Raw genomic sequence first — 11,084 nt, forward strand, 5'->3', positions numbered from 1 at the left:
CTATTGACGATGCGCCACCTCTATTCATGTCTCCTTGCGCTCTTGTTGCCGCTGGTGCTGCTGCGGCTGCTCTGGCGCGGCTATCGCCAGCCGGCCTATCTCCAGCGCTGGCCAGAGCGGCTTGGGGTTTGGCGGGTGCCGCCGCGCCCGGTCGATCTCTGGATCCATGCCGTCTCGGTCGGCGAGGTACAGGCGATGCAGCCGTTGATCCGCGAGCTGCTCGGGCGTGAGCCAGCGCTGGCGCTGATCGTGACGACCACCACGCCGACCGGTGCTCAGCGGCTCCAGGAGTTGTTCGGCGAGCGGGTCCAGCACGCCTTCACGCCCTATGATCTGCCTTGGATCATGCGCCGGTTTCTGCGGTGGACGCGACCGCGCCTGGTGCTGGTGGTCGAGACCGAGATCTGGCCCAACATGCTCGCGGCCTGTGCGCGGCGCGCGATCCCGGTGATCCTCGCCAATGCCCGCCTGTCGGCGCGCTCGGCCCGCGGTTATGCGCGCGTCGGCGGATTGACCGCGCGGACGTTGCGGCGCTTCACCCGGATCGCGGCCCAGAGTCAGCCGGATGCGCAGCGCTTCATCCAGCTCGGCGCACCGGCGCGGCGCGTGCAGGTCACCGGCAGCATCAAGTTCGATCTCCGCTTGCCGGCGAGCCTGCGCGATCGCGCCGAGGTGGTGCGTTGGGAATGGGGCGTGAACCGTCCGGTCTGGGTGGCCGCGAGCACGCACGACGGCGAGGAGGAGCCGATCCTCGCGGTGCAGCGTCGGCTGCGGCAGCGTTTCGCCGATGTGCTGCTGGTGTTGGTGCCGCGCCATCCGGAACGCTTCGAGCGCGTGGCGGCCTTGGTGCGTCGCGAGGGTCTGGCATTGGCGCGGCGCAGCCAAGGGGCGGCTTGCGATGTGGCCTGCTCGGTCTACCTGGTCGACACCATGGGCGAGTTGCCGATGTTCCTGGCCGCCGCCGATGCGGCCTTCATCGGCGGCAGTCTGGTGCCGGTCGGCGGCCATAACCTGTTGGAAGCGGCAGCACTGGCGGTCCCGGTGGCGATTGGCCCGCATTGCTTCAATGTCGCCGAGATCACCCGGCTGCTGGTGGCCGAGGAGGGGGCGGTGCAGATCAAGGACGCCGAGGCGCTGGGTTCGTTGCTCGAGGCCTGGCTCGGCGATGCCGCCGAGCGTGCCCGCATCGGCGAGCGGGGATACGCGTTCGTCGAACGCAACCGGGGGGCCTTGCAGCGCTTGCTGGTGTTGCTGGATCAGGCGCTGCAACGCGGCTGAACGACCAAAGCGTTCCTCCGAGCCTTATTTGAACAGGCGCGAGACCTCGCGGAATTGCGCATGCTGGGAGTCGCTGAGCCATTCGAAGGCGACCGACTCGGTATTGCTGACCTGGATGCCGGAATGGCGCATGCGCTCGAGGGCGTTGGCGGCCTTCTCCGGATGCCGTGAGCAGATGGCGTCGGCGGCGACGAAGACCTGATAGCCCCAGCGTTGCAGGCCGGAGGCGGTCTGGATGATGCAGATATGTGCCTCCATGCCGACCAGTACCACCTGCTTGCGCTCGGGTTGCTCGGTCAGCGCGCGCTCGAAGCCGGCGGCGGTGCAGCAGGAGAAGCAGGTCTTTTGGGTCGGGGCGGCGCTCTCCGGCAGTTGCTCGCGGATCGCCTCGATGGTGTGGCCGAGCCCTTGTGGATATTGCTCGGTCGAGATGATCGGGATCTCGAGGATCTTGGCCGAGTTGATCAGTCGGTTGATATTGCCGACCGTGCGCTCGCGCACGTCCTCGGGCATGGCGGCGGCTAGGCGTTCCTGTGCATCGATGATCAACAGCTGCGCGAACGCGGCCTGGCACAACGGCATCGGGGCCGGATGGATGCTCATAGCGATCTCCTCGCGGGGGGTGAATCGGCGGCGCGCGCGCGGCGCCGCTCAGTAGGTTGGCATCTCGGGATCGACATCGCTCGCCCAGGCGGCGATGCCACCGCGCAGGTTGATCACCCGCCGGAAGCCTTGCAGTTCGAGAAAGAGGGCGACCTGCTGCGAACGGATGCCGTGATGGCAGATGACGACGGTGGGACGCGCCGGATCGAAATCGGCGACGGTGCCCGGAACCTGGCGCATCGGTAACAACTGGCTGCCGTCGATCCGGCAGATGGCATGCTCCCAGGGCTCGCGCACATCGAGCAGCAAGGGCGACTGGCCATCGATCTGGCCGTCGCTGTCGAGCAGGTCGTTCAGGGATTGGGGGGTGATTTGCTCTATCATCCGCGCCTCGCATTGGTTACCGTCGATCGCCAGCGACCAGCTTCCAGGGGTGGCAACGTGCCATGAGCCTGACGGTGGCACTCAGAACGCGAAGCGTTCCGGCTGGGGGGCATGCTCGAGCGGCGCGACACAGGTCTCGAACAGGCTCTCGCGACGAAAGCCGCTGCCGATGCGGGTGATGCGCAGCGCCTCCATCAGCGGTTGCTCGCCGACGATGATGAACAGGCGCCCGCCATCGGTGAGCAATTGCTCGAGCGCCGCGAGCGGCTCGGCGGTCGGCACCGAGCCGGTGACCGCGATGACATCGAAGGGACCGCCGTCGATGCGCCCGGAGAAGACGTCGGCGGTATGCACCTCGGTCTGCGACAGCCCCATGGCGCCGAGACGCGCGCGGGCGCCCTCGGCCAAGGCCGGATCGATCTCAAGGCTGAACACCTGTTCGCCGAGGTGCGCGAGGCAGGCGGTGACGTAGCCGGTGCCGGCGCCGATCTCAAGGACGGTCTCGTGCGACTGGACATCGACGGCCTGCAGCAGGCGGCCGACGACCTTGGGCGCGAGCATCGTGGTCTTTGCGCCGAGCGGGATCTCGATATCGGCATAGGCGAGGCCGCGATAGGCATCGGGGACGAAGGCCTCGCGCGGCAGCTCGCGCATCACCGCGAGCACCCGCTGATCGAGCACATCCCAGGGGCGGACCTGTTGCTCGATCATGTTGAAACGTGCGCGGTCCATGGTCGCTTGCATCCGGCTGGCCCCCTTGTGCGAGATGGGTTCTGGTGATCATGGTGGTCGCTCGATCATGCAGCTTGCCACCCCATACAAAGCATAAAGCGTATAAATTTTGTTCAGGGAGAGCAAGCGCTCTGCCACGCGTTGATTGTCGAGCGCTAGATCAGTACCAGGTTATCCCGGTGGATCAGCTCCTCGTCATCGATATAGCCGAGGATATCAACGAAGGCCGAGCTGGGCTGGCCCTGGATGCGCAGGGTGTCCTGCACATCGTAATTGATCAGTCCGCGGGCGATCTCCTGGCCCTGCTCATCGACGCAGGCGACGACCTCGCCGCGTTTGAACTGCCCGCGCACCGCTTTGACGCCCACCGCAAGCAGGCTGCGGCCCTGATCACGCAAGGCGCGCGCGGCGCCGGCATCCAACACCAGGCGACCGCTCACGCGCAGATGGCCCGCCAGCCATTGTTTGCGCGCCGCCTGTGGTTCTTGCACCGGCGCGAGCAGGGTGCCGATCGGCTCGCCGTTGCCGAGCCGCGCAAGACCGTCGACCGCGCGCCCCGAGGCAATCAGGGTGGTGCAGCCAGAGCGCGCGGCGAGGCGCGCGGCGCGCACCTTGGTCACCATGCCGCCGCTGCCAAGGCCACCGCCGCTGCCGCCGGCCACCGCATCGAGCCGGTTGTCATCGACCCGCGTCTCGGTGATCAAGCGGGCCTGGGGATGCTTGCGCGGATCGGCGTCGAAGAGTCCCTCCTGATCGGTCAGCAACACCAGCAGCTCGGCCTCGATCAGATTGGCGACCAAGGCGGCCAGGGTGTCGTTATCGCCGAAGCGCAGCTCGTCGGTGGCGACGGTGTCGTTCTCGTTGACCACCGGTACCACGCCGAGCGCGAGCAGGGTGCGCAGGGTGCTGCGGGCGTTGAGGTAGCGCTCGCGATTGGCCAGGTCGTCGCGGGTCAGCAGGACCTGCGCGGTGTGTAGGCCGTGGCGGGCGAAACAGGTTTCCCAGGCGCGGATCAGGCCCATCTGGCCGATGGCGGCGGCCGCTTGCAGCTCATGCAATGCGCGCGGGCGTCGATTCCAGCCCATGCGGGCCATGCCCTGGGCCACGGCTCCGGAGGAGACCAGCACCAGATCGTGGCCGGCAAGCCGGCGCGCGGCGAGCTGGGCGACCCAGGGTTCCAGCACCTCGATATCGAGCCCGGCGCCATCGCGCGTCAGCAGCGCGCTGCCGATCTTGACGACCCAGCGTCGAGTGTGGGGGATGCGCTGGCGGTTGAGCATGCGAGTACGCGGCGGCTAATCGAGCGGATGCCAGCCGTTGGCGGTGTCCGGATCGGCCTCGCTTGCGTCCTGCTCTGGGGCGTGCCCGGAGTCGGCCTCCGGATCGCCTCCTGCGTTGGCCCCCGCGTCGGCCCCCGCGGCAAGCGTGGGATCGAAGGGGTGCTGAAGCTCGTCGAGCCGCTGCATCAGGGCGCTGACCAGGGCGTCGGTGCCGGCGCCGGTGACCGCCGAGATGCGGAACACCGGGCCGCGCCAGCCCAGGGCCTCGACCAGCGCGCCTTGTGCGTCGGCGGCCCGTTCGGGGGCCAGCAAGTCGCTCTTGTTGAGAACCAGCCAGCGCTCCTTGGTGGCCAGCGCCTCGCCGTGGGCGGCAAGCTCGTCACCGATGATCCGCGCCTGCTCGGGGGGACTCGGGCTGCCCTCGAACGGAGCGATGTCGATCAGATGCAGTAACAGGCGCGTGCGGGTCAGGTGCTTCAGAAAGCGCGTTCCAAGCCCGGCGCCCTCGGCGGCGCCGGCGATGAGTCCGGGGATATCGGCAATCACGAAGCTCTGGCGTGGACCGAGACGAACCACGCCGAGATTGGGATAGAGGGTGGTGAACGGATAGTCGGCGACCCGTGGCCGGGCGCTGGAGACCTGTCGGATCAGACTGGATTTGCCGGCATTGGGCAGCCCGACCAGGCCGACATCGGCGAGCAGGATCAGCTCCAGCCTGAGGTTGCGCCGTTCCCCGGGCGTGCCCGGCTTCGATTGTCGCGGCGCGCGATTGGTGCTCGACTTATAGCGCGCATTGCCGATGCCGTGGAAGCCGCCTTGCGCGACCAGCAGACGCTGATCGGCGGTGAGCACCTCGCCGAGGCAGGCGTCGGTCTCGGTGTCGAAGACGCGGGTGCCGAGCGGAACCTGGATCGCGAGATCCTGGCCGCTGCGGCCGGTGCGGTTCTGGCCCATGCCATCGCGGCCGCGCTCGGCGCGATGGCGCCGCGCCTGGCGAAAATCGACCAGGGTATTCAGCCCCGGATCGCCGATCAGGTAGACGCTGCCGCCATCGCCGCCATCGCCGCCATCGGGGCCGCCCTTGGGGATGAAACGCTCGCGCCTGAAGCTGACGCAACCATTGCCGCCGTCACCGGCCTCGACCCGGATCTCCGCCTCGTCGACGAATTTCACGCACTGGTTTCGAGCGGATCGATGCTGACGAATTTGCGGTTGCGCGGGCCCTTGACCTCGAAGCGCACCACGCCGTCTTTGAGCGCGAACAGGGTGTGATCGCGACCGCAGCCGACGTGCACGCCGCCGTGGAAATGGGTGCCACGCTGGCGCACGATGATGCTGCCGGCCTGCACGGTCTGGCCGCCAAAGCGCTTGACGCCCAGTCGTTTCGATTCGGAATCGCGGCCGTTGCGAGAGCTGCCGCCTGCCTTCTTATGTGCCATGGTAATCCTCTCCGTCGCGCTGCCGGGGCAGCGAGTGATTCAGCCGTTGCTGATCGCGGTGATCTTGAGCTGCGTGAAGGGTTGACGATGGCCCTGCCGCTTCATGTGGTGCTTGCGCCGCTTGAACTTGATGATGCGCACCTTGTCGTGCTTGCCGTGGGCCGCGACTTCAGCGGTGACCCTGGCGCCTTCCAAGTAAGGCTTGCCGAGCTGGACCGAGTCGCCGTCGGCGAGCATCAGTACATGCGGCAGATCGAGGGTGGTACCCTGATCGACGTCGAGTTTCTCGACGGTCACGAGATCGCCCTCGGCGACGCGGTATTGTTTACCGCCGGTTTCGATGATTGCGTACATAGGGGGTCGAGATGCCTCGGAGCAGAAAAGGGGATGTTGTGAGCGCGAGAGGTCGCGCGCCGCACCTCTCCGGAGTGCCGCTCGCGGAGCCGGCTCATCGCGCAAGACCTCCTAGTATGCCGGACGGAGCGGAAGGCGTCAAAGACTTGTCGTGCCCCTTGACAGTGACCGAGCGCGAACCATAGGATTCGGCGGCCCTATCAGCAGTAGACTCCGCTTCATGGATCTTTCCCAGATTCGAGCGCCCGTGGCTGACGATGTCAAGGCCGTCGATACGCTCATCATCGACCGCCTGCAATCCAGCGTGGTGCTCATCAATCAGATCGGCCACTACATCGTCAGCAGTGGTGGCAAACGGTTACGTCCGCTGCTCGTGCTGCTGGCGGCGCGCGCCTGCGGCTATACGGGCGCGCGGCATCTGGATGCGGCGGCGATCGTCGAGTTCATCCACACCGCCACCTTGTTGCACGACGATGTGGTCGATGGCTCCGAGCTGCGCCGGAACCGCAATACCGCGAACAGCGTCTGGGGCAACGAGGCCAGCGTCTTGGTCGGCGACTTCCTCTACGCCCGCTCCTTCGAAATGATGGTCGAGGTCGGTAATCTGCGCGTCATGGAGGTCATGGCCGGGGCGACGGCACGCATTGCCGAAGGCGAGGTGTTGCAGTTGCTCAACGCCCACGACGCCGATACCGACGAGGCGCGCTACATGGAGGTGATCCAGCGCAAGACGGCGACCCTGTTCGAGGCCGGGACGCGGCTGGGCGCGGTGATCACCGAGACCTCGGCGGAGATCGAGTCGGCCATGGCGAGTTATGGCCTGCATCTTGGCATCGCCTTTCAGCTGGTCGATGACGCGCTCGATTACATGTCCGACGACGGCACCATCGGCAAGCAGATCGGCGACGATCTCGAGGAGGGTAAGCCGACCCTGCCGGTGATCCGCGCGATGGAGGTCGGCAACGAGGCGCAGCGCACGCTGTTGCGCCAAGCCATCGAGGACGGCGGCCGCCAGCACATCGATGCGGTCATCGAGGCCATTGTCGAGACCAAGGCGATCGACTATACTATCGAGCTTGCTCGCTGGCATGCGCAGGCGGCCAAACAGGCCCTCAACGCGGTGCCCGAGTCTCCTAGTCGGGACTCGATGGCGGCGACAGCGGATTTTGCCGTCGCCCGGACTTACTAGCACCGGACTTGCCGGCATCGGTTCGAAAAGCAAGACAGAACGCCTTCCCCAGGCGTTCGATCAGCGTATCGGGGTGTAGCTCAGCCTGGTAGAGCACTGCCTTCGGGAGGCAGGGGCCGGAGGTTCGAATCCTCTCACCCCGACCATTTCAGGTGTCGACGCCGACCGGGCCTGCGGCCGGAAGCAGCGCTCGACGGTCGGATCCCGAGTATTCCTGCGACGCACCCTCCGGGTGCCGGATCGTTCATCAGCACCTCCTTGTGCATGGCCTTCAGCGGCTCAGGCTGGACCGGGCAAGCGCCGACCGCTCTTCATCGCTCGCTCGCTTCCGCCGTTGGTGCAGAGGCCGTCATGATCCCGGTTTGTCTCAAGAGCGCATCGATGCTCGGCTCGCGGCCGCGAAAGGCGACATAGAGTTCCATGGGTTCGGCCGAACCGCCTCGCTCCAGAATGTGTTCTCGAAAGGCGCGTCCGCTGGCCGCATCGAAAATCCCGCGCTCCTCGAACAATGAAAAGGCATCGGCGGACAACAATTCCGCCCATTTATAGCTGTAATAGCCTGCCGCGTAACCGCCGGCAAAGATATGTGAAAAGCCATGGGCGAAGCGGTTGAATGCCGGTGGCTGAATGGGGGACAGCTCGCTTCTGACCTCGTCGAGGATCTGCTGGAGCCGACTCCCCTGGGCGGGGTCGTATTCGAGATGAAGCCGAAAGTCGAATAAGGCGAATTCGAGCTGCCGCACGGTTTGCATGGCCGACTGAAAATGGCGCGCCGAGCGCATCCGCTGATAGAGCGACGCCGGCAGCGGCGCATCGGTCTCCCAATGGTAGGCAAACAGATCGAGCGCTTCGCGTTCCCAACACCAATTCTCTAGGAATTGGCTGGGAAGCTCGACGGCGTCCCAAGGAACCCCGTTGATGCCGGCGACGGCCGGGTAGTCGACCCGGGTGAGCATGTGGTGGAGGCCATGCCCGAACTCATGGAACAGGGTCTGTACCTCGTCATGGGTCAGGAGCGTGGGCTGGCCATTCACTGGTGGGGTGAAATTGCAAACGAGGTAGGCGATGGGTCGCTGGCGGCGGCGGGCACTCATCAATCGATTGGTACACACATCCATCCATGCGCCGCCGCGTTTCTTCTGCCTTGAAAACGGGTCCAGGTAGAACTGGGCGATCGGTTCTCCATTGTCATCGGTCACCTGGTAGAACCGCACATCGGGATGCCAGGTGTCGACGTCGCCCGTGGCCGCCGCGATGCGCACCCCGAAAAGGCGCGCGGCGATTTGGAACATCCCGTCGAGGACTCGATCCAGCGGGAAATAGGGCTTGAGTTCCTCGTCGCTGATGGCGTGTCGCGCTTGGCGCAAGCGTTCCGACCAATAGGGGACATCCCAGGCCGCAAGTGGCTCGGGACCGCCATGCGCGCTGGCGAAGACCTGTAGCTCTTCGAGTTCGCGCCGGGCCTGGGGCGCGCACCGGCGGGCGAGATCCTCGAGAAAGCCCATGACCTCATCGGTCGAACGGGCCATTTTTGTCTCGAGCGAGACTTGGGCGAAGTGACTGAAGCCGAGGATCGTCGCCTGTTCGTGGCGCAATGCCAGGAGATCCTCGATGATGTGCGTATTATCCCAACGGCCGGCATTGGGGCCCTGATCGGAAGCGCGCGTCGTATAGGCCGCATAGAGTTCGCGTCGTAGCTCGGCGCTATGCGCGTATTTCATCGCCGGCAGATAGGACGGCGAGTCTAGGGTCAGCACCCAACCCTCCAGATCGCGTTCGGCGGCAAAGTGGCGAGCGAGTTCCCGCGCGCTCTCCGGCAGCCCGGCGAGGTCCGCCTCGTCGGTCAGCTGCTTGTGCCAGCCATGGGTGGCATCGAGCAGGTTCTCCTCGAACAGGCTTGCGAGGCGCGAGAGTTCGGTGTTGATCTCCTTGAAGCGCGCCTTGGCATCGGGCGGCAGGTCGACGCCGGCGAGGTGCATGTCGCGCAACGCGTTGGCGAGCATCTTGCGTTGCGCGCTGTCAAGCGCATCGGTGTCGTGGACCTGTTTGTAGCCGCGATAGAGCGACTCGTTATGGCCGACCTCGGTGCCATACTCGCTCAGCTTCGGCAGGCAGGCGTTGTAGGCCGCCCGCAGCGCATCCGAACTCATGACCGCGTTGAGGTGGCTCACCGGCGACCAAGCGCGCGCTAAGCGGTCGTCCTCCTCCTCGATTGGTTGCACGAACGACTCCCACGTCGCCTCGTCGGTGCTCGCGGTGAGGCGCTCGATCAGGCGTCGGCCATCGGCGATCAGGGTATCGATCGCGGGTTCGACATGCGCGGGTCGGATGCGGCTGAACGCCGGCTGGGGCTGATCTTCGAGAAGCGGATTGTCCATGAGATGGCAAAAGGGTTGCTGGGCGCGGCAGGGCGCCCCTGGTATCGATGCAGATGCCGGCTCAGGGCAAGGGTTTCAAATGCGCCCAGTTCGGTTCCGGTGGGCGCCCGCCGCGGCTCGGTGGGCCGCTCAGGGGGCCGTTCAGGGGCCGTTTCAGGGGGTTGTTCAGGGGGCCGCTCAGTGGGATAGAAAGCCGCTATTCTCAGTATCGGGCACGCGACCGCTGCGCAGCATCCGGAGCTGATCGCGGGTTGGACGCGGCTCGAACAGTCGCGGTATGCAAAGATAGTGACGCCAGAGTTCATAGCGCACCGGGTCTGTCCCTGCCGTGCCGATCGTTTGCCAGTCATCGCCGCTGCGAGCGGCCTTGAAGCGCCGGTCCTGGCCGAAGGCATAGATCCGAAAGGCGCCTTTCGGCGTGCAGCGGAGACCCTCGAAGGTGAGATTGCGTGCCCCCGCGCGCGATTCGGCGACGAGGGTATAGCGCACGACGTCATCGCGCCCGGTCGCGAGGCTGGCGCGATCGAGAAAATAGGTGAAGCGCGCATCGGGATGATCCAGCGGGATCTCGATCAGGTTGCTCGCCTCAGGCCATGCCGGCAGGCTCACCGGGCCTTCCTGCCACTTGGCGCCAGGTTTGACGCTCTTCGGCACGACCTCCTCGGGGCCGTAGACGAAAGGCGACTCTTCAGCGCCTGCCGAGGCGGCCAGGGTCAGCAGGGCGAGGAAGGCGATAGGCTTAGGCAACCGCATGGTCGGAAGGCGTCTCTTCGAGGGCAGGATAGTGCGTGGGCATCGCATGCAGCGGTCGGGAACCCCGGCCGCTCGCCGACGGTCATGGTAGCATTGAGCCAATGATCGATGACCTTAAGAGGTGACAGGATAGCGCGATGACCAATGTAAGGAGTTATCAAGGGCTCGAGCCGCGCGTAGCGGCCGATGCATGGATCGATGAGACGGCTGTCGTCATTGGCGATGTCCAGATCCAGGCGCAGGCCTCGGTGTGGCCGAATGCGGTCCTGCGCGGCGATATCCATCGCATCTATATCGGCGTGGGAAGCAACGTGCAGGATGGCTCGGTGATCCATGTGTCCCATGACAGCCGCTTCTTGCCGGGCGGCGCGCCCACCATCGTCCATGAACAGGTGACCATCGGTCACCACGCGACCCTCCATGGCTGCGAAGTGCATGATCATTGTCTGATCGGCATCGGTGCCAGGGTGTTGGACCGAGCGGTGCTGCGTCCGCGCCTGATGCTGGCGGCTGGGGCCGTGGTGCCACCGGGTAAGATCCTGCAAAGCGGCTTCATGTATATCGGCGCGCCCGCCAAGCCGGCGCGCACGCTGACCGATCTCGAACTCGAGTATCTCGATTACGCCGCGCAGCATTATATCGCCCTGGCCATCAGCCATCGGGCAACCGCGCTCTGAGCCACTCCCGGGCCGGG

Annotated in this window: 12 protein-coding genes and 1 tRNA gene; 4 read left to right on the plus strand and 9 right to left on the minus strand. The window is 65.8% G+C overall.

Annotated features, from left to right (window positions below; all coding sequences use genetic code 11):
• The first annotated feature begins 3 nt into the window (after positions 1 to 3).
• Positions 4 to 1,278, plus strand: coding sequence for a lipid IV(A) 3-deoxy-D-manno-octulosonic acid transferase (gene waaA, locus ACLFQI_RS07415; RefSeq protein WP_410758289.1), 1,275 nt, complete (start codon positions 4 to 6; stop codon positions 1,276 to 1,278).
• 24 nt (positions 1,279 to 1,302) lie between these two features.
• Here the strand turns inward: waaA and ACLFQI_RS07420 are convergent, their stop codons facing one another.
• The 7 genes from ACLFQI_RS07420 to rplU all read right to left on the minus strand — a co-directional run bounded on the left by ACLFQI_RS07420 (position 1,303) and on the right by rplU (position 6,070).
• A complete protein-coding gene (locus ACLFQI_RS07420) occupies positions 1,303 to 1,881 on the minus strand; it encodes an isochorismatase family protein (protein ID WP_410758279.1) in 579 nt (192 codons plus the stop codon).
• 48 nt (positions 1,882 to 1,929) lie between these two features.
• On the minus strand, positions 1,930 to 2,262 hold the full coding sequence (locus ACLFQI_RS07425; RefSeq protein ID WP_410758290.1) for a rhodanese-like domain-containing protein: 333 nt from the start codon (positions 2,260 to 2,262) through the stop codon (positions 1,930 to 1,932).
• An 84-nt stretch (positions 2,263 to 2,346) separates the two neighbouring features.
• A complete protein-coding gene (locus ACLFQI_RS07430) occupies positions 2,347 to 2,997 on the minus strand; it encodes a protein-L-isoaspartate O-methyltransferase family protein (RefSeq protein WP_410758280.1) in 651 nt (216 codons plus the stop codon).
• 155 nt (positions 2,998 to 3,152) lie between these two features.
• Positions 3,153 to 4,277: a glutamate 5-kinase gene (gene proB, locus ACLFQI_RS07435; protein WP_410758281.1), complete on the minus strand. Its 1,125-nt coding sequence runs from the start codon at positions 4,275 to 4,277 to the stop codon at positions 3,153 to 3,155.
• Positions 4,278 to 4,292: 15 nt separating this feature from the next.
• On the minus strand, positions 4,293 to 5,450 hold the full coding sequence (gene cgtA, locus ACLFQI_RS07440) for an Obg family GTPase CgtA (protein WP_410758282.1): 1,158 nt from the start codon (positions 5,448 to 5,450) through the stop codon (positions 4,293 to 4,295).
• On the minus strand, positions 5,447 to 5,716 hold the full coding sequence (gene rpmA, locus ACLFQI_RS07445; protein ID WP_410758283.1) for a 50S ribosomal protein L27: 270 nt from the start codon (positions 5,714 to 5,716) through the stop codon (positions 5,447 to 5,449). The genes cgtA and rpmA overlap by 4 nt, the downstream gene beginning before the upstream one ends.
• A 39-nt stretch (positions 5,717 to 5,755) precedes the next feature.
• Complete coding sequence (gene rplU, locus ACLFQI_RS07450; RefSeq protein WP_410758284.1) at positions 5,756 to 6,070, minus strand: 50S ribosomal protein L21; 315 nt, start codon at positions 6,068 to 6,070, stop codon at positions 5,756 to 5,758.
• 220 nt (positions 6,071 to 6,290) lie between these two features.
• Between rplU and ACLFQI_RS07455 the strand changes: the two genes are divergently transcribed.
• Positions 6,291 to 7,259 carry a polyprenyl synthetase family protein gene (locus ACLFQI_RS07455; protein WP_410758285.1) on the plus strand — a complete coding sequence of 323 codons (969 nt, stop codon included), beginning with the start codon at positions 6,291 to 6,293 and terminating at the stop codon, positions 7,257 to 7,259.
• A gap of 69 nt (positions 7,260 to 7,328) precedes the next feature.
• Positions 7,329 to 7,405 (plus strand) — tRNA-Pro (locus ACLFQI_RS07460).
• Positions 7,406 to 7,570: 165 nt separating this feature from the next.
• Here ACLFQI_RS07460 and ACLFQI_RS07465 read toward each other — a convergent pair.
• Positions 7,571 to 9,637 carry a M3 family metallopeptidase gene (locus tag ACLFQI_RS07465; protein ID WP_410758286.1) on the minus strand — a complete coding sequence of 689 codons (2,067 nt, stop codon included), beginning with the start codon at positions 9,635 to 9,637 and terminating at the stop codon, positions 7,571 to 7,573.
• Between the two features lie 177 nt (positions 9,638 to 9,814).
• Positions 9,815 to 10,384: a CNP1-like family protein gene (locus ACLFQI_RS07470; RefSeq protein ID WP_410758287.1), complete on the minus strand. Its 570-nt coding sequence runs from the start codon at positions 10,382 to 10,384 to the stop codon at positions 9,815 to 9,817.
• Between the two features lie 143 nt (positions 10,385 to 10,527).
• On the opposite strand from ACLFQI_RS07470, the gene ACLFQI_RS07475 reads away from it, so the two are divergent.
• Positions 10,528 to 11,067: a gamma carbonic anhydrase family protein gene (locus ACLFQI_RS07475; RefSeq protein ID WP_410758288.1), complete on the plus strand. Its 540-nt coding sequence runs from the start codon at positions 10,528 to 10,530 to the stop codon at positions 11,065 to 11,067.
• The last annotated feature ends 17 nt before the right edge of the window (positions 11,068 to 11,084 follow it).

The organism is Halochromatium sp. (assembly GCF_046541315.1).
In the GTDB taxonomy this organism is placed as follows: Bacteria; Pseudomonadota; Gammaproteobacteria; order Chromatiales; family Chromatiaceae; genus Lamprobacter.